This is a genomic window from Pseudomonas sp. P4_B4, from assembly GCF_056402255.1.
The window spans coordinates 461,993-481,288 of record NZ_JBFUHS010000001.1 but is presented as its reverse complement, the minus strand read 5'-3'; the positions used below and the strand labels follow the sequence as shown (position 1 = coordinate 481,288).

The following is a 19,296-nucleotide window of genomic DNA, read 5'->3' as shown; positions in this document are numbered from 1 at the left end:
GCGTTCAATCTGAGCCATGATCAAACTCTTCAGTTCAAACATCTTTGGGTTTTGAGAAAACCCTAAACTTGGCTCAGCAATCGTTGGTTACATCTTTGATTTCTCGCGGAGTAACTTGTGATGCTGATAATCTGTTGACTAGCAGTCTGACTCCACAAGCACCCACACGAATTGCTTGATTCAGTTGTTAAAGAGCGGTTGGTTAAGATCTTTCATCTCAACCGAGGCGCGCATTCTACAGCAGCCTCATTTGCTGTCAAGTGGTATTTTTCAGAAGTTTTCCAAGTTTCCTTTTCAACTTCAACCACTTGCGCCTCAGATCTCTCGTCAGCGGGAGGCGAATTCTACAGCGTTACACGCCGCTGTCAACACCTCTTTTTCAACTCCCTTTCGGCTTCGATGACCTGAAGCAACCTGCTGCCGAAAACTGCGCAACTCGTTGTTTACCAAGGAGTTTTCCGTTTCGACTGCGCCGGAAGTGGGGCGAATTATAGGCTTCCAGAATCTGCCGTCAAGCGTTGATTTAGGTTTTCTATCAATAAGCTGCAGAATGCAGCAAAACCGCCCAAAGGAAGCCTATATAGAGGAGCCGAAACACCCCTCTATATAGAAGAGACCAGTCAGAGAACGCCCGAAGCCTTGAATGCGGACACCGCCCCGGCATCCAGGCCCAACACCCGCTGCAAAACTTCCAGCGTGTGCTCACCCAGCAGAGGAGGTGCAAAACGGTACTCCACCGGCGTTTCCGACAGTCGAATCGGGCTCGCCACCTGAGGCACCATCCCGGCCAGCGCATGCGGCAGCTCGATAGCCAACCCACGCGCCTTCACCTGAGGGTCGGCAAACATCTGCGCCACGTCATTGATAGGCCCGCACGGCACGCCAGCCTGTTCCAGCTGCGCCACCCACTCAGAGGTAGTCTTGAACACCGTTGCCTGGCGGATCAGCGGAATCAGTAATGCCCTGTTTGCCACCCGCAGCTTGTTGGTCGCAAAACGCGGATCGTCCGCCCACTGCGGTTGCCCGGCCACTTCCGCGAACTTGCGGAACTGACCATCGTTCCCGACGGTAAGGATGAAATCGCCATCCGCCGTAGGAAAATCCTGATAGGGCACGATGTTCGGATGAGCATTACCCAGGCGTTTAGGCGCATTGCCTGTCGTCAGGTAGTTCATAGCCTGGTTGGCCAGACAAGCCACCTGCACGTCCAGCAGAGCCATATCGATATGCTGACCACCGCCGTCGTGGTCCCGATGCGCAAGCGCAGCCAGGATCGCGACAGTCGAATACAGCCCGGTCAGGATATCCGTCAGCGCCACGCCAACCTTTACCGGCCCCGCGCCTTCTTCGCCTTCAGGTCGCCCCGTCAGGCTCATGAGGCCGCCCAACCCCTGGATCATGAAGTCATAACCCGCACGCTTGGCGTAAGGACCGGTCTGGCCGAACCCGGTGATCGAGCAATAGATCAGATCCGGATTGATCGCCTTCAGCGACTCATAGTCCAGGCCATAAGCCGCCAGACCGCCGACCTTGAAGTTCTCGATCAGAATGTCCGACTTGGCCGCCAACTCACGCACCAGCTTCTGCCCTTCAGGGCGAGTGAAGTCGATGGTGACCGATTGCTTGTTGCGATTGGCCGACAAGTAATAGGCAGCCTCGCTGGTGTTCTCGCCATAAGCGTCTTTAAGGAACGGTGGCCCCCAGGCGCGCGTGTCATCGCCGTTACCCGGACGCTCGACCTTGATCACTTCAGCGCCAAGGTCGGCCAGGATCTGCCCGGCCCAAGGCCCGGCCAGCACCCGCGATAAATCCAGTACCCGTAGATGCGATAGCGCGCCCATGGACGTTCTCCTTAATAGAACGCCTGGAGGCCGGTTTGCGCACGACCGAGGATCAGTGCATGGACGTCATGAGTACCTTCATAGGTGTTCACCACTTCCAGGTTGACCAGGTGACGCGCAACACCGAATTCATCGGAGATGCCGTTACCGCCCAACATATCGCGGGCCATGCGCGCGATGTCCAGGGACTTGCCGCAAGAGTTGCGCTTCATCATCGAGGTAATTTCGACTGCAGCGGTCCCTTCGTCCTTCATGCGACCCAGACGCAGGCAGCCTTGCAGCGCCATGGTGATTTCAGTCTGCATGTCGGCCAGCTTCTTCTGGATCAACTGAGTGGCGGCCAGCGGGCGACCGAACTGCTGACGATCCAGGGTGTACTGGCGAGCGGTGTGCCAGCAGAACTCGGCTGCACCCAGCGCACCCCAGGAGATGCCGTAACGTGCCGAGTTGAGGCAAGTGAAAGGACCTTTCAGGCCACGGACATCCGGGAAAATGTTCTCTTCTGGCACGAACACGTTGTCCATCACGATTTCACCGGTGATCGATGCCCGCAGGCCCACCTTGCCGTGAATCGCCGGAGCGCTCAGGCCTTTCCAGCCTTTCTCCAGAACGAAGCCGCGAATGTCACCGGCATCGTCCTTGGCCCAGACCACGAACACATCGGCGATCGGGCTGTTGGTGATCCACATCTTGCTGCCGGTGAGGCTGTAGCCGCCTTCCACTTTGCGCGCACGACTGATCATCGCACCCGGGTCGGAGCCGTGGTTAGGCTCGGTCAGGCCGAAGCAGCCGATCCACTCACCCGACGCCAGTTTCGGCAGGTACTTCTGCTTCTGCGCTTCGGTACCGAATTCATTGATTGGCACCATCACCAGCGAGGACTGCACGCTCATCATCGAGCGATAGCCAGAGTCGATGCGCTCGACTTCACGAGCGATCAGGCCGTAGCTGACATAGTTCAGGCCGCTGCCACCGTACTGCTCGGGGATGGTTGCGCCCAACAGACCGATCTCGCCCATTTCGCGGAAGATCGCCGGATCGGTCTTCTCATGACGGAAAGCTTCGAGGATGCGCGGCGCAAGGCTCTGCTGAGCAAACTGCGCAGCTGTGTCGCGAATCATGCGTTCTTCTTCAGTGAGCTGTTGATCCAGCAGCAGGGGATCGATCCAGTTGAAGCTAGCTTTACCGCCCATGAGTGTGTCCTCTCGAATCGGGTCAAATAACGTGGACTGATCCTAGGCCCGGATCGGCGCTACGGCAAACGAGGATTTCGCATACTGTTGTGCTAATTTCTCACTCCGAAACGTCGCAAAAGAGCCTTTATGCGATGTATTAGTGAGGTTGACGTACATGCGCAGAAAGATACCCAGCACCACCGCCCTGATCAGCTTCGAGGCCGCGGCGCGCCACGAGAGCTTCACCAAGGCCGCCCAGGAACTTTCGCTGACCCAAGGAGCGATTTGCCGACAGATCGCCAGCCTTGAAGAGTTCCTCAGCGTGGAACTGTTCCGACGCTCGCGGCGCGGGGTCAAGCTGACGGAAGCTGGTCTCTCGTACAGCCGTCGAGTGGCCACTCAACTCGACGCGGTTGAGCGCGACACCTTGTCAGTCATGGGCCAGCAAGGCACCAACGTGATCGAATTGGCCGTCGTTCCGACCTTCGGCACCCAATGGCTGCTGCCGCGACTCAAGGACTTCCAGCAAAAGCACCCGGAAGTAACGGTCAACCTGACCAACCGCACGCGCCCGTTCCTGTTCGCCGACACTGATTTTGATGCCGCCATCTACTTCGGTGACGCGGATTGGTCGGGTACAGAATCCCACAGGCTGATGGGTGAAAATCCAATGCCCGTTTGCAGCCCCAACCTGCTCGGAAACAAGACTAGTCTGACGCCCGGAGAAATCGCCGACTTACCCCTTCTGCAACAAACCACCCGCCCCTATGCCTGGCGCCAATGGTTCGACTCCCAACACATAAATGTCCCGCGAGACATGACAGGCCCCCGCTACGAGCTATTCTCCATGCTCGCCCAAGCGGCCATGCACGACATGGGCATTGCCCTGATTCCACCGTTCCTGATTCAAAGGGAGCTGAAAGAAAAACGCCTGGTGATCGCCAACCCGCAAGCACTGTCCAGCATCAAGGCTTATTACCTGATGATTCCTGAGCGGAAGGTCGAATCCGCATCCTTAAGGGCATTTCGTGACTGGCTGGTAAATCAAGCACACAGCTACAGCCTAGAGGGATAAAGGTTATTCAACGTTACTTGACCCCGTAGTCAGTAAAATCAAAGCCCTACAGATATACGTATTTGTCGCATACCAGCAAACTGTATCGAAAAGTCGTACAAACGTCCCACAAGCGGCTGACCACGCGGCTTTGCGCCACTATTTCGAAGCGATGCCGCATCATTCATACGGCCGATGTGTAAATTCTTCAATTTCGGCCAGAATCCTCGCAAAGCACGGTCTGCAAGGGATTGACCCGGTTGGTTGCGACATTCGGTCACGGGGTGACTTGTAGTTAATTTTCCGTCACCCGTCATAATCCCTTGAAGGGCACAAAGTTCGCCTGCAAAATGCCGCGCCCCGCCCTGATTTGGCGGGATCGTGCTGATCGGCCGCCCCAGCCGCACCATCCGTAGTGCATGGGTTTACTCAATAAGATCACGCAGGAGATTTGACGTGCACATTGGTGTTCCTCTCGAAACCCAGACCGGTGAAACACGGGTTGCTGCAACCCCGGAAACCATCAAGAAGCTGATCAGCCAGGGTCATAAGGTCACTGTACAAAGCGGCGCCGGCGTTAATGCCAGCGTAGTCGACAGTGCCTATGAAGCGGCAGGCGCAACCATTGGCAGCGCCAATGACGCGTTTGGTGCAGAGCTGATTTTGAAGGTGGTCGCTCCCAGCGACAGCGAGCTGGCGCTGATTAAAAGCGGCACCGTTGTAGTGGGTATGCTCAACCCGTTCAGCAACGAAACCATCGCCAAGCTGGCCGAGTGCGGGATTACCGCCTTTGCCCTGGAGGCGGCGCCGCGCACCTCCCGCGCCCAAAGCCTGGATGTGCTGTCCTCGCAAGCCAACATCGCCGGTTACAAAGCCGTGTTGCTGGCCGCGCACTACTACCCGCGCTTCATGCCGATGCTGATGACCGCCGCGGGCACCGTGAAAGCGGCGCGCGTGCTGATCCTCGGTGCCGGCGTGGCCGGTTTGCAGGCCATCGCTACCGCGAAACGCCTGGGGGCGGTGATCGAAGCGTCTGACGTGCGTCCTGCGGTGAAAGAGCAGATCGAATCCCTCGGCGCCAAGTTCGTCGACGTGCCTTACGAGACCGATGAAGAGCGTGAATGCGCCGTCGGTGTCGGCGGTTACGCCCGCCCGATGCCGGCCAGCTGGATGCAGCGCCAGGCCGCGGCCGTGCACGAACGCGCCAAGCAGGCTGACATCGTGATCACCACCGCGCTGATTCCGGGCCGCAAGGCACCAACGCTGCTCAGCGCGGAAACCGTGGCCCAGATGAAGCCGGGGTCGGTGGTCATCGACCTCGCGGCGGCCCAGGGCGGCAACTGCCCGCTGACCGTGGCCGATCAGGTGGTTGTCGAGAATGGCGTGACCATCGTCGGCCCGACCAACCTGGCCAGCGCCGTGGCGGCTGACGCTTCGGCGCTGTACGCACGCAACCTGCTGGACTTCATGAAACTGTTGTTCGATAAAGAAGGACAACTGGTGATCAACCTTGAAGACGATATCGTCGCCGCGTGCCTGATGTGCCGCGACGGCCAGATCGTGCGCAAGAACGGCTGAGGATAAAAACAATGGAAGACATGCTGATCTCTCACGGTATCTACAACCTGATCATCTTCGTGCTGGCTATCTATGTCGGCTACCACGTGGTCTGGAACGTCACCCCTGCACTGCACACGCCACTGATGGCGGTGACCAACGCCATCTCGGCCATCGTGATCGTCGGCGCCATGCTCGCCGCCGCCCTCACCGTGACCCCGCTGGGCAAGACCATGGGCACCCTGGCCGTGGCCCTGGCCGCGGTGAACGTGTTTGGTGGCTTCCTGGTGACCCGGCGCATGCTGGAAATGTTCAAGAAAAAAGCGGCTCCGGCAAAAGCGCCGGCAGCCAAAGCCGCAGCAGCCAAGGCTGAGGTGCAGCAAGCATGAGCATGAACCTGGTTACTTCCCTGTATTTGATCGCCTCGGTCTGCTTCATCCAGGCGCTCAAGGGCCTCTCGCACCCCACCACGTCGCGCCGCGGCAACCTGTTCGGAATGCTCGGCATGGGCTTGGCGATCCTCACCACGGTCGGTCTGATCTACAAGCTCGGTGCCGAGCTGGCCCAGGACGGTATCGTCTACGTGATCGTCGGCCTGCTGATCGGCGGCACTGCCGGTTCGATCATGGCCAAACGCGTCGAAATGACCAAGATGCCCGAACTGGTCGCCTTCATGCACAGCATGATCGGCCTGGCAGCGGTGTTCATCGCCGTGGCTGCCGTGGTCGAGCCGCAGTCGCTGGGCATCGTTGCGCAACTCGGTGACGCGATCCCGGCCGGTAACCGCCTGGAACTGTTCCTCGGTGCCGCCATCGGTGCAATCACCTTCTCCGGTTCGGTGATTGCCTTCGGCAAGCTGGCCGGCAAGTACAAGTTCCGCCTGTTCCAGGGTGCACCGGTACAGTTCAGTGGCCAGCACAAGCTGAACCTGCTGCTGGGCCTGGCCACACTAGGCCTGGGCGTGACCTTCATGCTCACCGGTGACTACACCGCTTTCGCCGTGATGTTGGCCCTGGCCTTCGTGCTCGGCGTGCTGATCATCATCCCGATTGGTGGCGCGGACATGCCAGTGGTCGTGTCGATGCTCAACAGCTACTCCGGCTGGGCAGCGGCGGGTATCGGCTTCTCGCTGAACAACTCGATGCTGATCATCGCCGGTTCGTTGGTAGGTTCAAGCGGTGCGATCCTCTCGTACATCATGTGCAAGGCGATGAACCGCTCCTTCTTTAACGTGCTGCTTGGTGGCTTCGGCAATACGGCGGATGCGGCCGGCCCGGCGGGTTCGAAAGAAGCGCGTCCGGTGAAATCCGGCTCAGCTGACGACGCGACCTTCCTGCTGACCAACGCCGACACCGTGATCATCGTGCCGGGCTACGGCCTGGCGGTAGCGCGGGCTCAGCATGCGCTGAAGGAACTGACCGAGAAGCTGACCCATCGTGGCGTGACCGTGAAGTACGCGATCCACCCGGTTGCCGGTCGTATGCCCGGCCACATGAACGTGTTGCTGGCCGAGGCCGAAGTGCCTTACGACCAGGTGTTCGAGATGGACGACATCAACTCCGAGTTCGGCCAGGCGGACGTGGTGCTGGTGTTGGGCGCCAACGACGTGGTCAACCCGGCCGCGAAGAACGATCCGAAATCGCCGATTGCCGGCATGCCGATCCTCGAGGCGTTCAAGGCCAAGACCATCATCGTCAACAAGCGCTCGATGGCCAGCGGCTACGCCGGCCTGGACAACGAGCTGTTCTACCTGGACAAGACCATGATGGTGTTCGGCGACGCGAAAAAGGTCATCGAAGACATGGTCAAAGCCGTCGACTAACCCTCTACGGCACACGGAACGCCCCGACTCGTCGGGGCGTTTTTGTTTGCGCAAATCGTCGGACAAACTATTCTTTTGTTACCGATCCTGTAACGGTGTTTTGCTCGAAAGGCCCGAAATAGACGCCTGGATTGCGACCTTGGTAGCGGGACAGAAGCTGGCGCAATTCACTAGACTGCACGTCCTGCTACCTGTTGCCCGAGATAACAATCCATGTACCGTGACCGTATTCGCCTGCCTTCGTTGTTGGACAAAGTGATGAGCGCTGCCGACGCTGCCGCTCTGATTGAGGACGGCATGACCGTCGGCATGAGTGGCTTTACTCGCGCCGGCGAGGCCAAGGCCGTCCCCCAGGCGCTGGCCGAGCGTGCCAAGGTCACGCCGCTGAAGATCAGCCTGATGACCGGCGCTAGCCTGGGCAACGACCTCGACAAGCAGTTGACCGAAGCCGGTGTGTTGTCGCGACGCATGCCGTTCCAGGTCGACAGCACCCTGCGCAAGGCGATCAATGCCGGTGAAGTCATGTTCATCGACCAGCACTTGTCGGAAACCGTGGAGCAATTGCGCAACCAGCAATTGAAACTGCCGGACATTGCCGTGATTGAAGCCGTAGCGATCACCGAGCAAGGGCATATCGTGCCAACCACCTCGGTCGGCAACTCGGCCAGCTTCGCGATTTTCGCCAAGCACGTGATCGTCGAGATCAACATGGCGCACAACCCGAATCTCGAAGGTCTGCACGACATCTATATTCCGACCTACCGTCCGACCCGCACGCCGATTCCGCTGGTCAAGGTCGACGATCGCATTGGCAGCACCGCCATCCCGATTCCACCGGAAAAAATCGTCGCCATCGTCGTCACCAACCAGGCTGACTCGCCCTCCACTGTGCTGGCGCCGGACGTCGAGACCCAAGCCATTGCCGACCACCTGATCGACTTCTTCAAACAAGAAGTGGCAGCCGGGCGTATGACCAACAAGCTCGGCCCGTTGCAAGCCGGCATCGGCACCATCGCCAACTCGGTGATGTGTGGCCTGATCGACTCGCCGTTCGAAGACCTGACGATGTATTCCGAGGTGCTGCAGGACTCGACCTTCGACCTGATCGACGCGGGCAAGCTGAGCTTTGCCTCGGGCAGTTCGATCACCCTGTCGAGCCGGCGCAATGCCGATGTGTTCGGCAATCTGGAGCGCTATAAGGACAAACTGGTTCTGCGCCCGCAGGAGATCTCCAACCACCCTGAAGTCGTGCGCCGCCTCGGCATCATCGGCATCAACACGGCATTGGAGTTCGACATCTACGGCAACGTCAACTCCACTCACGTCTGCGGCACGCGGATGATGAACGGCATCGGTGGCTCGGGCGACTTCGCGCGCAACGCGCACCTGTCCGTGTTCGTGACCAAGTCGATCGCCAAGGGCGGTGCAATCTCCAGCGTGGTGCCGATGGTCAGCCATGTTGACCACACCGAACATGACGTCGACATCCTCGTGACCGAAGTGGGCCTGGCAGACTTGCGCGGCCTGGCGCCCCGGGAGCGCGCCCGGATCATCATCGACAAGTGCGTGCACCCGGATTACCGCCAGGCGCTGAATGATTACTTCACCGCCGCGTGCGCCATCGGCGGGCACACCCCGCACATCCTGCGTGACGCCCTGAGCTGGCACATCAACCTGGAAGAAACCGGGCAAATGCTGAAGAAGTAATTGGTACAGATAGCAGCTGGCGCAAACACAGTTTCGTCAGCTTGCTCTTGCCTCTTCGCAATATGAAAAAAACTGTACTGCTGTACTGGTCATTTCCTAGGGAAAATTCCTACCTTATCGAGCAAAAACAGCAATTACGCACCTTAATAGTGCGCATAGGTACAGTTGCCTCAATTTCGACCAGTACACCCCCTATAAACAGTTAACTGAGCTCTCACAATACAGATGAACTGTATCTACAGAGACTAGGCAAACGAGAGGATCATGGGCACCAGTTAAACCACTACCTAATCCCGCCATAAGCGGAAGGATGTCAACCATGGAACGTACACTCAGTTCCGAACTGTTCTTCGAAGACACTGCTGCAAAAACCCAGGCTTCCATGCCTCTGCGCGTCATCGCCAACCTGATGCTGTGGCAGCGCCGCATTACCAGCCGCCATCAACTGGCTCGCCTGGATTCGCGTCTGCTGGCTGACGCCGGGATTAGCGAAGCACAACGCTACGAAGAGCTGAGCAAGCCGTTCTGGCGCTAAGTTAGCGTCGCTGGCTCTGACCTGAAGGTCCACCGCCAGCAACCCGAATTGAAAAAACAAAACCCGTCGTGGGAAACCACGACGGGTTTTGTCGTTTTGGCCTGTCAAATCCGGTCTTACAGTAGACAAACCTAAAGACCAGTACAGTTTGATAAGAATACAAACTGAATGAGTACAATATCGTCGCAGTGTGTCTGTAGTGGATGTTCGGCCGGTGTCAGCATGGAGCCCTCTACTTATCAGGACAGGGACCGCGCCATGAATTCTTTACAGGATGTTTCCACCCCCTCAGTTCAATCGAGACCTTGCTTGCACTGGGTCAGAGATCTGCTGACAGGGCTCTTCGCTAGCCTGGAAAGGGCGAGAACACGACGTTTACTGGCTCAACTCGATGATCGTCAGCTATCAGACCTTGGCATCAGCCACGCCGACCGCATCAATGAATTGGATAAACCGTTCTGGCGCTGACTGCCTGTTTGCATGACGGACTGTTCGAACTGACACACTCAGGCCTAATATCAAATCAGAACGTGGCGAGCGCCAAGCGCCTGGCGTCTGACTTTGCAGACACTGCGCCATTTTTCAATTGGTTTACCCAAAGGAGTTACCCATGTCCCGTCTCCGTCTGCTCAGCGCTGCAGCCTTGTTTGCCGTAGCTGCCAGTGCCCAAGCCAGCAGCTTCATCGTGACCACGGATGCTGTCGTCAATGCGCTCAAAGCCACGTCCGATGCGACTACCGATGTCGTCTCGTCTTCGTTCAAGGATGACAAGATCGTCCTCGCGGCCCGTGACGACGCAGCCAGCTTCGTCGCCAGTGAAGGTTCCATCCGCGGCGTGAAACTGGAAAGCGCACTCGACCATATTCGCCACCAGGTGCCACAGCTGAACGCAAGCGACGCCCAACTGGCGCAAGCGATTCTGACGATCTAAACGACTGCACAGACATGGGGCACACCCGACGTGTCCCAATGTTTCGGCGCTGGCCCTAGAACGGGCCTTGCGCTAGCCTTGTGACTCACTTTCAACTGTCGAGTCTCATGCGTTTTCCTTCAAATCTCTTGATCGCTCCAGCCTTTCTTACCCTTGTTTGCTGCGGATCGGCCCACGCTTATGACGCCTTCAATCTGTCCACCCAAGGCATCGTCGCCAGCGGTTACGCCACAAGTTTGGTGACCAGCGCCCCCTTCGACCATAAACTGCTGCTCGCCGCCCAGGATGACGCTGCGGCATTCATTGCCAGTGACGGCCAACTGAGAGGCGCACGACTGGAGTCGGCCCTGCGGTATCTGCGCCGAACCCAGGCAAAACTTCATGCCAGCGACCTTGAACTGGCACAAGCAATTCTCGTCCAATAGTTATCCCTGTTTTTCTGGAGTCGTTCCATGCGTAACCCGCTGATTGCTGCCACCTTAGGCCTACTGCTGTTGGCCGATGTGGCCCAGGCACATACTCTGGTTGCCACCAGTAATATGCTGATCCGTGCTACCCAGCGCACCCTCGATTTCACCTCCGATACCACCACGTCCATCCGCGATTCGAAAATCGTTCGCGAAGCCCAGGACGACGCCGCCAGTTTCGTTGCCAGCAATGGCGACATTCGCGGCGCTCACCTGGAGTCCGCCTTCGATTTGCTGCGCACTCGCGTGCCGGAAGCCCGTGACGCCAGTGACCAGGATCTCGCCGAAGCCATCCTCGCACTGTGAAGCGTCCAGGCGCCTGGCTGCTGGTCGGGGCCCTGTTGCTGCTCGGCAACACGGCCCACGCAAGCCTTCAATTACAGCTCAAGACCGAAGGTCTGACTCCCGCGCAACAGCAAGCCAGCCAGGCGTTGCTCGATGAAGCCATGCAGGCACTGCCGCCACGCTTTATCGAGCAACTCGATCGACGCATCGATGTCGGCTGGACCAGTGACATGCCGAGCAACGCCTACGGTCAGGCATCACAGGTGTCCGAACTCGATCTGAACCGCAACCTGCTGGCCGGCCTCACCGATGGCAGCGCCGCGACCAAGAAAACCCATCGCCCCCATGGCACCGTACGCCGGGAAATGCTGGCCACGGTGTTGCACGAGCTGACTCACATCTACGATCGCTCGCGCCTGTGGGCGGATGCTGACCGCAAGCTGATCCAGCGCTGCACCCAGCGCAACAACACCTCAGGGCTGGTTGGCATTCCCGACCAATGCCGGGGCCAGTCCGGTCGGCGTTTTACCCTCAGTGACGATCCGCGCCTGCTCGACCTCGCCGGCTGGCAGCAATACGTAGGCCGTCGCGGTGAACGCGAACAGCACAATCGCCAGATTGCCCGCAGCCCGGACATCTACGAGACCAGCAGTGCGAAGGAGTTCGTCGCGGTCAACATGGAGTATTTCCTCCTCGACCCGAGCTACGCCTGCCGCCGCCCCGCGCTGTACCGCTACTACAAGGAACATTTCAGCTGGGCGCCCGCCACCAAAGACACCTGCGGCAAGACCTTCGCATTCCTCAATGCCGGCAACGACTTCGCCAAGACACCTTTGGGCCAGGTCGATCCGGAGCGGGTCTATGCCGTTGACTATCTGCTGGCCGAGGCCAACCAGAACCTGTTCAGCCGCTGGGGCCACAGCATGTTGCGCCTGGTGATCTGCGCGCCAGGCCGACCACGCGGACCGGATTGCCGATTGGATCTGGACCAGCATCTGGTGCTGTCTTACCGCGCCTTCGTCGGCGACGTACAGCTGTCGAGCTGGGATGGCCTGGTCGGTAAATACCCGTCGCGGCTGTTTATCCTGCCGCTGTCCCAGGTCATCGACGAATACACCAAGACCGAACTGCGCAGCCTGGCCTCCGTGCCCCTGAACCTTTCGCGCAGAGAGATTGAAGACGTGGTGGGACGTGCCGCCGAGATGCACTGGAGCTACGACGGCAACTACTTCTTCCTGTCGAACAACTGCGCGGTGGAAGAGCTGAAATTACTGCGCGGTGGCACCAATAACCCGCAATTGGTGGGACTCGACAACATCATGCCCAACGGTTTGCTCGAAGTGCTGAAGGGCCGAGGACTGGCGGACACCAGCGTGCTGGACGATCCGCGGGAAGCCTTGCGTCTGGGTTATCGTTTCGATTCCTTCCGCGATCGCTATCAGGCGATGTTCGAAATACTAAAAAAGCACTTGCCGATCAAACAGGAAACCGTCGAAGACTGGCTCGACTTGAAGGCCGAACAGCGCCGGCAATGGTTCGAGCAGGCTGACTTGCGTACCAGTGCGGCCTTGCTTCTGCTGGAGCAAGCGAGTTTCCGTCGGCAGTTGCTGTTGGCCCAGGATGAAGTGAAGCAGCGCTATCTGGGCGCCCGAGAGCTGAAGAATGGCGGCATGGACAAGGCCAACGAGACGCTCAAGGACATTCTCGCCAACAGTGGCTTCCTCAGCCGGCCGGCGGAGCTGCTGGGCACCAACGGTTATGGCTTGCCACAGCCGAGCGAGTGGGAGCATCTGGAATCGGAAAGCAGCCAGCGCCAGAAGCAGCTCCTGGCGCTGTCCGGGGATCTGGACAAGGAAGTGAGAGCGTTGCTTGAACCGGGCCGTGCCGCCGAAATGGCCGCCAACGAGGCCAACGTGAAGCAGATTGGTGAGCACCTGCGCAAACTGCACAAGGCGTCAGGCGGGATAGAGTTGCCTTGATACCGCAACCTTGTGGGAGCGAGCTTGCTCCCACAAGGTTTACAGCGTTTAGCCACACACACAGCAAAAAGGGCTTCAGAACGCAGTCCTGAAGCCCTCGGCCTTGCTGTTTAATTTGTGCCGCGAGGCTCTAATTCCTCTGTATCAGGAACTTTACCTTCAGCTGACGCGGGCTTTACGCACGCCATCGGCCAACGCCGAGCACAGGCTCAGCACGCCATCCACGGCTTGTTCCGGGGAGGTGGCATTGGCGATGTGATCGATCAACGCCGAACCCACCACAACACCGTCGGCCAGACGCGCGATGGACGCTGCCTGTTCCGGTGTCCGGATACCGAAACCGATGCTGATCGGCAGGTCGGTATGGCGGCGCAGACGGGCGACCGCTTCTTCGACGTGTTCCAGCGTGGCGGCACCGGCGCCGGTCACACCGGCCACCGAGACGTAGTAGACGAAGCCGGAGCTACCGTTGAGAACGGTCGGCAGGCGCACATCGTCGGTGGTTGGCGTGGTCAGTCGAATGAAGTCCAGGCCCGCGACCTGTGCAGGGTCGCACAGCTCGCCGTTATGTTCGGGCGGCAGGTCGACCACGATCAGGCCATCAACGCCGGCCTCTTTGGCTTCGGCAATGAAGCGCGGGACACCGTACATGTGGATCGGGTTGAAGTATCCCATCAGCACCAGCGGCGTTTCGTTGTTGTCCTGGCGGAACTCGCGAACCATTTGCAGGGTTTTCGCCAGATTCTGTTTGGCACCCAGGGCACGGATGTTGGCGAGCTGGATGGCCGGGCCGTCAGCCATCGGGTCGGTGAAGGGCATGCCCAGCTCGATCACGTCGGCACCAGCCGCTGGCAAGCCCTTGAGGATGGCCAGGGACGTGTCGTAGCTCGGGTCGCCGGCGGTCACGAAGGTCACCAGGGCGGCGCGGTTCTGTTCCTTGAGTTCGGCAAAACGCGTTTGCAGGCGGCTCATCAGTGTTTCTCCTGCTTGGATTGTTCCATGTGGTGCATCACGGTCTGCATGTCTTTGTCGCCACGGCCGGACAAGTTGACCACCATCAGGTGATCTTTTGGCAAGATCGGTGCGCGCTTGAATACTTCAGCCAGGGCATGGGCGCTTTCCAGGGCAGGGATGATCCCCTCCAGGCGGCAGCACTGGTGGAATGCAGCGAGGGCTTCGTCGTCGGTCACCGAGGTGTACTGAACGCGGCCAATGTCATGCAACCAGGCGTGTTCCGGGCCGATGCCCGGGTAGTCCAGGCCAGCGGAGATCGAGTGGGCATCGATGATCTGGCCATCATCGTCCTGCAGCAGGAAGGTGCGGTTGCCGTGCAACACACCGGGTACGCCGCCGTTCAGGCTGGCTGCGTGCTTGCCGGTCTCGATGCCGTAGCCGGCGGCTTCAACGCCGATGATCTCGACACTCTTGTCGTCGAGGAACGGGTGGAACAGGCCCATGGCGTTGGAACCACCGCCGATGCACGCCACCAGGCTGTCCGGCAGGCGACCTTCCTGGGCTTGCAGTTGCTCGCGGGTTTCCTTGCCGATCACGGCCTGGAAGTCGCGAACCATTGCCGGGTAAGGGTGCGGACCGGCCACGGTACCGATCAGGTAGAAGGTGCTGTCGACGTTGGTCACCCAGTCACGCAGGGCTTCGTTCATCGCGTCTTTCAGCGTGCCGGTACCGGCTACCACCGGGATCACTTCAGCACCCAGCAGCTTCATGCGGAACACGTTGGCCTGCTGACGCTCGATGTCAGTGGTGCCCATGTAAATCACGCAATCCAGACCGAAACGCGCAGCAACGGTGGCAGTGGCCACACCGTGCATGCCAGCGCCGGTCTCGGCGATGATGCGCTTCTTGCCCATACGCCGCGCCAGCAGGATCTGGCCGATGCAGTTGTTGATCTTGTGCGCGCCGGTGTGGTTCAGCTCTTCACGCTTGAGGTAGATCTTCGCGCCGCCGCAGAACTCGGTCAGACGCTCGGCGAAGTACAGTGGGCTTGGACGTCCGACATAGTCACGCTGGAAGTAGGCCAGTTCCTCCTTGAATGCAGGATCTTCCTTGGCCAACTCATATTCGCGGGCCAGGTCGAGGATCAACGGCATCAGGGTTTCGGCAACGTAGCGGCCGCCGAACGCGCCAAACAGGCCGTTGGCATCAGGGCCGTTGCGCAGATTAGTCTGGGTCATGGGGCGCTCCAGTTGAATGCGTGAAGTGATGCATAAAGAGATAGTGGGCTTCACTCTACCCCTGACGCCCCGGCCTGAAAACCGATAAGATCGCCACAACCTGTCAGGAAAACTCACAGATCAAATGAGCCATGACCTTCCTCCGCTGAACGCGCTTCGCGCCTTCGAAGCCACTGCCCGCTTGAACAGCGTCAGTCAGGCGGCCGAACAGTTGCACGTCACCCACGGCGCGGTCAGCCGGCAGCTCAAGGTGCTTGAAGAACACCTTGGCGTAAGCCTGTTCATCAAGGACGGTCGCGGCCTGAAACTCACAGATGCCGGGTTACGCCTGCGTGACGCCAGCAGCGAAGCTTTCGAGCGCCTGCGCAGCGTTTGCGCCGAACTCACACAAAGCACAGCCGATGCGCCATTCGTGCTCGGTTGCTCAGGAAGCCTGCTGGCGCGCTGGTTTATCCCTCGTCTGGGGCGGCTCAATGCCGACCTGCCGGACTTGCGCCTGCACCTGTCAGCCGGAGAAGGCGATCTGGATCCGCGAAGACCGGGTCTGGATGCCTTGCTGGTATTTGCCGAGCCACCCTGGCCGGCGGACATGCAGGTTTTTGAGCTGACCAGCGAACGTATCGGCCCGGTCATGAGCCCTCGGTTCGCCGGCTATGAACGGCTCAAGCAAGCGCCGGAAACCGCACTGCTGAACGAACCCTTGCTGCACACCACCTCACGCCCGCAAGCCTGGCCGAACTGGGCGCAACCACGGGGCCTCGACGCCAGGGCGCTGAAGTACGGTCAGGGATTTGAGCATTTGTATTACTTGCTGGAAGCCGCCGTCGCGGGTCTGGGCGTGGCGATTGCCCCCGAACCCTTGGTGACTGAGGACTTGAAGGCCGGCCGCCTGGTTGCACCTTGGGGCTTCAGTGAAACCCCGGCGCAACTGGCGTTGTGGCTACCCAAGCGCGCCGCGGACGGGCGCGCCCGGCAACTGGCACAGTGGCTCAAGAACGAGCTGCGTCGAGCGGATTAATCACGCCTGCACAACAGATACGCGGCCAGCAGGCCCAATGCGCCCACGGCGACACCGGCTGTTGTCCAGGGGTGTTCCTGTGCGTAGTCCCGGGTGGCGATTCCGGTTTCGCGGGTTTTGACCCTGACCTCTTCATAGGCATCGGCAAGCAGATGGCGCGAGTGTTTCAAGGCATTCTCGGCGTTGCTTTTCAGGGTCTTGAGGGTTTTACGCGACTCATCCGAGGCGTCGTCCTTCAGGCTTTCCAAAGACTTGAGCAGACTCTCGATCTCGGCTTCCATGCTTTGCAATGAGGCTTTGCGTAACGAGGTGTTGGCCATGGTGGCTCTCCTGCATTGGTGATGAGTGGCGTGTGTTGGTTGGGACTTCATGGGCTCGAGAAAGTGCAGAAAATATGAACTTCACCCTCAGAACGGCCAACAGAAGAAATAGGAAAAATCACTGCTAGGCTGTAATTCACACGCCGAGGAGAACGCCATGTCTGATCATCACACCTACAAGAAAGTCGAGCTGGTTGGCTCGTCCACCAGCAGTATCGAAGATGCGATCAATAACGCGCTGGCCGAAGCCAGCAAAAGCATCAAGTACATGGAATGGTTTGAAGTGACCGAGACCCGCGGGCACATCAGGGACGGCAAGGCAGCACACTTTCAGGTGACCTTGAAAGTCGGATTCCGGATTGCCAGCAGCTGACTTTGGGCTAGTCTTCTGAACTTGCACGCCGGTCGAATGCCATAGGGAATGGCAAAGCACTCCATGAGTGCGTCCGGCTGACGGCTGGTTACCCCTATGATCCGACCAGGGAATGCAACCGATGAAGAAGTTTATGTTGGCAGTAGGATTGTTGAGCCTTGCGGGGAGCGCATTGGCGGGCGGCAAACCATGCGAAGAGCTGAAAGCCGAAATCGCAGCGAAACTTGATGCCAAGGGCGTTTCCGGTTATTCGCTGGAGATTGTCGACAAAGGTGCCGCTGCCGGCGGGAAAGTTGTTGGCAAATGCGAAGAGGGCGCCAAAGTGATCGTCTATAAAAAGTAGGCCGATTCTCGCCCGAATGAAAAAGCCGACGCCGTGGCGCCGGCTTTTTCATGCCTGCCGTTTGAGTATCAACCCCGCATGACCTGCGCCAGCAGTTCGTAGGAATGCACGCGATCGGCATGTTCGTACAGGTCACAGGTGAAAATCAGCTCGTCAGCCTGGGTCTGTTCGATCAGGACTTCGAGTTTGGCGCGGATTTTCTGCGGGCTACCGATCATGGCCAGGCCAAGGAAATCGTGCACGGCCTCTTTCTCATGGGGCAGCCACAGGCCATCCATGGTCTTCACAGGCGGACGTTGTACCAGGCTTTGGCCACGCATCAGGGCGAGAATCCGCTGGAACACCGAAGTCGCCAGGTACTCGGCCTGCTCGTCGGTATCGGCTGCCACCAAAGGCACACCGAGCATCACGTAGGGTTTGTCCAAAACGGCTGACGGCTTGAAGTGATTGCGGTAGACCCGAATCGCTTCATGCATGTAGCGCGGTGCGAAATGCGAGGCGAAGGCGTAGGGCAAACCGCGTTCACCCGCCAGCTGTGCGCTGAACAGGCTCGACCCCAACAACCAGACCGGCACATTGGTCCCGGTGCCCGGCATGGCGATGATGCGTTGGTCCGGTGTACGTGGCCCGAGGTAGCGCACCAGTTCCGCCACATCTTCCGGGAAGTCGTCGGCGCTGCCGGAGCGTTCACGGCGCAACGCACGTGCGGTCATCTGGTCGGAACCGGGGGCGCGACCCAGGCCCAGGTCGATCCGGCCCGGATAAAGGCTTTCCAGGGTGCCGAACTGTTCGGCGATCACCAACGGTGCGTGGTTGGGCAACATCACCCCGCCCGAGCCGACTCGAATGGTCGACGTACCACCAGCCAGATAACCAAGCAGCACCGAAGTCGCGGAACTGGCGATGCCATCCATGTTGTGGTGCTCAGCCACCCAGAAGCGGTTGTAACCGAACTTCTCGACATGCTGTGCCAGGTCCAGCGAATTGCGCAGCGACTGGGCCGCGCTGCCGTTCTCGCGCACCGGCACCAGATCGAGGGTCGAGAACTTGATATCGGACAGTCGTTTCATAAACCTGCTTCTCCAATTGAGGGCGCAGGTTTGTTCTTGCGAACGCAAACCTGCCGAATCCAAAAGCGTGTTCATGCAATGTGGGCATATACCCGAGTTTCAATAGCCCGGTAAAAAATCCCGCGAAAAAAGCGGATTGATCGGACAGGACGGCCCGGCGTCCAAGGTGCTGAAGGCGAAGATCAGCCTGGAGGCAACATTGGTCGGCTAGATTTTCGTTGAAAACAAAAGATCGCAGCCTTGAGCAAAATGCCGTGATCATTCGGTAGAAGATGTTCAAGACTGCGATCTTTTTTGCGTCGCGACAGACTTGCGCGCTAAAACTGTGGTCGAATAAATGACAGCAGCGAAAACCCATGACTGTGCGTGCTGCTTCAAAGGAGCTTCAAACATGAAACGTTTTGCCCTGGCGGTTATCTGTTGCGCACTGACCACTTCGGCCCTCGCAGCGCCGAAACCCTGCGAAGAACTCAAGGCCGAGATCGAAGCCAAGATCCAGGCCAGTGGCGTCACCGCCTACACGCTTGAAATCGTCACCAACGACGAGGTCCATGACCAGAACATGGTCGTTGGCTCGTGCGAAAACGGCACCAAGAAAATCATCTACCAGAAGAACGACCGCTGACA

At 59.0% G+C, this 19,296-nt stretch carries 21 protein-coding genes; 15 read left to right on the top strand and 6 right to left on the bottom strand.

Features of this window, described 5'->3' with window-relative positions; genetic code table 11:
* Positions 1-620 precede the first annotated feature (620 nt).
* Entirely contained in the window at positions 621-1,841 is a 1,221-nt protein-coding gene (locus AC1DVE_RS02290) for a CaiB/BaiF CoA transferase family protein (protein WP_223455004.1), read from the bottom strand.
* Positions 1,842-1,852: 11 nt separating this feature from the next.
* Complete coding sequence (locus AC1DVE_RS02285) at positions 1,853-3,034, bottom strand: acyl-CoA dehydrogenase (protein WP_046043971.1); 1,182 nt, start codon at positions 3,032-3,034, stop codon at positions 1,853-1,855.
* Between the two features lie 157 nt (positions 3,035-3,191).
* On the opposite strand from AC1DVE_RS02285, the gene AC1DVE_RS02280 reads away from it, so the two are divergent.
* The 11 genes from AC1DVE_RS02280 (at position 3,192) to AC1DVE_RS02230 (ending at position 13,353) form a co-directional block, all read left to right on the top strand.
* On the top strand, positions 3,192-4,091 hold the full coding sequence (locus AC1DVE_RS02280) for a LysR family transcriptional regulator (RefSeq protein ID WP_223455006.1): 900 nt from the start codon (positions 3,192-3,194) through the stop codon (positions 4,089-4,091).
* 435 nt (positions 4,092-4,526) lie between these two features.
* Positions 4,527-5,648: a Re/Si-specific NAD(P)(+) transhydrogenase subunit alpha gene (locus tag AC1DVE_RS02275; RefSeq protein ID WP_223455008.1), complete on the top strand. Its 1,122-nt coding sequence runs from the start codon at positions 4,527-4,529 to the stop codon at positions 5,646-5,648.
* An 11-nt stretch (positions 5,649-5,659) separates the two neighbouring features.
* On the top strand, positions 5,660-6,016 hold the full coding sequence (locus tag AC1DVE_RS02270; protein ID WP_008047189.1) for an NAD(P) transhydrogenase subunit alpha part 2: 357 nt from the start codon (positions 5,660-5,662) through the stop codon (positions 6,014-6,016).
* Complete coding sequence (locus tag AC1DVE_RS02265; protein ID WP_223455010.1) at positions 6,013-7,449, top strand: NAD(P)(+) transhydrogenase (Re/Si-specific) subunit beta; 1,437 nt, start codon at positions 6,013-6,015, stop codon at positions 7,447-7,449. The genes AC1DVE_RS02270 and AC1DVE_RS02265 overlap by 4 nt, the downstream gene beginning before the upstream one ends.
* 213 nt (positions 7,450-7,662) lie before the next feature.
* The gene (locus AC1DVE_RS02260; RefSeq protein ID WP_223455012.1) at positions 7,663-9,156 is read left to right on the top strand and encodes an acetyl-CoA hydrolase/transferase family protein; all 1,494 of its coding nucleotides are present in this window, start codon (positions 7,663-7,665) and stop codon (positions 9,154-9,156) included.
* Positions 9,157-9,475: 319 nt separating this feature from the next.
* Positions 9,476-9,691 (top strand): DUF1127 domain-containing protein, encoded by a 216-nt coding sequence (locus AC1DVE_RS02255; RefSeq protein ID WP_030129620.1) that lies wholly within the window; start codon positions 9,476-9,478, stop codon positions 9,689-9,691.
* 258 nt (positions 9,692-9,949) lie between these two features.
* Complete coding sequence (locus tag AC1DVE_RS02250) at positions 9,950-10,159, top strand: DUF1127 domain-containing protein (protein ID WP_223455013.1); 210 nt, start codon at positions 9,950-9,952, stop codon at positions 10,157-10,159.
* 142 nt (positions 10,160-10,301) lie between these two features.
* Positions 10,302-10,622 carry a DUF2388 domain-containing protein gene (locus AC1DVE_RS02245; protein ID WP_223455015.1) on the top strand — a complete coding sequence of 107 codons (321 nt, stop codon included), beginning with the start codon at positions 10,302-10,304 and terminating at the stop codon, positions 10,620-10,622.
* A gap of 107 nt (positions 10,623-10,729) precedes the next feature.
* A complete protein-coding gene (locus tag AC1DVE_RS02240; protein WP_223455016.1) occupies positions 10,730-11,047 on the top strand; it encodes a DUF2388 domain-containing protein in 318 nt (105 codons plus the stop codon).
* 27 nt (positions 11,048-11,074) lie between these two features.
* On the top strand, positions 11,075-11,395 hold the full coding sequence (locus tag AC1DVE_RS02235; protein WP_008002141.1) for a DUF2388 domain-containing protein: 321 nt from the start codon (positions 11,075-11,077) through the stop codon (positions 11,393-11,395).
* Positions 11,392-13,353: a DUF7844 domain-containing protein gene (locus AC1DVE_RS02230; RefSeq protein WP_223455018.1), complete on the top strand. Its 1,962-nt coding sequence runs from the start codon at positions 11,392-11,394 to the stop codon at positions 13,351-13,353. Before AC1DVE_RS02235 ends, AC1DVE_RS02230 begins: the two co-directional genes overlap by 4 nt.
* A 159-nt stretch (positions 13,354-13,512) precedes the next feature.
* On the opposite strand, the gene trpA is transcribed toward AC1DVE_RS02230, so the two are convergent.
* On the bottom strand, positions 13,513-14,325 hold the full coding sequence (trpA, locus tag AC1DVE_RS02225) for a tryptophan synthase subunit alpha (RefSeq protein ID WP_477783687.1): 813 nt from the start codon (positions 14,323-14,325) through the stop codon (positions 13,513-13,515).
* On the bottom strand, positions 14,325-15,545 hold the full coding sequence (gene trpB / locus AC1DVE_RS02220; protein WP_223455022.1) for a tryptophan synthase subunit beta: 1,221 nt from the start codon (positions 15,543-15,545) through the stop codon (positions 14,325-14,327). The genes trpA and trpB overlap by 1 nt, the downstream gene beginning before the upstream one ends.
* 124 nt (positions 15,546-15,669) lie before the next feature.
* Here trpB and AC1DVE_RS02215 point away from each other — a divergent pair, with 124 nt between their 5' ends.
* Positions 15,670-16,563, top strand: coding sequence for a LysR family transcriptional regulator (locus AC1DVE_RS02215; RefSeq protein WP_223455024.1), 894 nt, complete (start codon positions 15,670-15,672; stop codon positions 16,561-16,563).
* On the opposite strand, the gene AC1DVE_RS02210 is transcribed toward AC1DVE_RS02215, so the two are convergent.
* Complete coding sequence (locus tag AC1DVE_RS02210; protein WP_223455026.1) at positions 16,560-16,883, bottom strand: ElaB/YgaM/YqjD family protein; 324 nt, start codon at positions 16,881-16,883, stop codon at positions 16,560-16,562. The two genes, AC1DVE_RS02215 and AC1DVE_RS02210, sit on opposite strands and share 4 nt — an antisense overlap.
* A gap of 157 nt (positions 16,884-17,040) precedes the next feature.
* On the opposite strand from AC1DVE_RS02210, the gene AC1DVE_RS02205 reads away from it, so the two are divergent.
* Both AC1DVE_RS02205 and AC1DVE_RS02200 read left to right on the top strand, forming a co-directional pair.
* Positions 17,041-17,256, top strand: coding sequence for a dodecin (locus AC1DVE_RS02205; RefSeq protein ID WP_008002152.1), 216 nt, complete (start codon positions 17,041-17,043; stop codon positions 17,254-17,256).
* 121 nt (positions 17,257-17,377) lie between these two features.
* Positions 17,378-17,599: a DUF1161 domain-containing protein gene (locus tag AC1DVE_RS02200; protein WP_056726693.1), complete on the top strand. Its 222-nt coding sequence runs from the start codon at positions 17,378-17,380 to the stop codon at positions 17,597-17,599.
* A 68-nt stretch (positions 17,600-17,667) separates the two neighbouring features.
* Here AC1DVE_RS02200 and AC1DVE_RS02195 read toward each other — a convergent pair whose 3' ends face one another.
* Complete coding sequence (locus AC1DVE_RS02195) at positions 17,668-18,669, bottom strand: LLM class flavin-dependent oxidoreductase (RefSeq protein ID WP_150753719.1); 1,002 nt, start codon at positions 18,667-18,669, stop codon at positions 17,668-17,670.
* A gap of 391 nt (positions 18,670-19,060) precedes the next feature.
* On the opposite strand from AC1DVE_RS02195, the gene AC1DVE_RS02190 reads away from it, so the two are divergent.
* Positions 19,061-19,294: a DUF1161 domain-containing protein gene (locus tag AC1DVE_RS02190; protein WP_218431423.1), complete on the top strand. Its 234-nt coding sequence runs from the start codon at positions 19,061-19,063 to the stop codon at positions 19,292-19,294.
* The last annotated feature ends 2 nt before the right edge of the window (positions 19,295-19,296 follow it).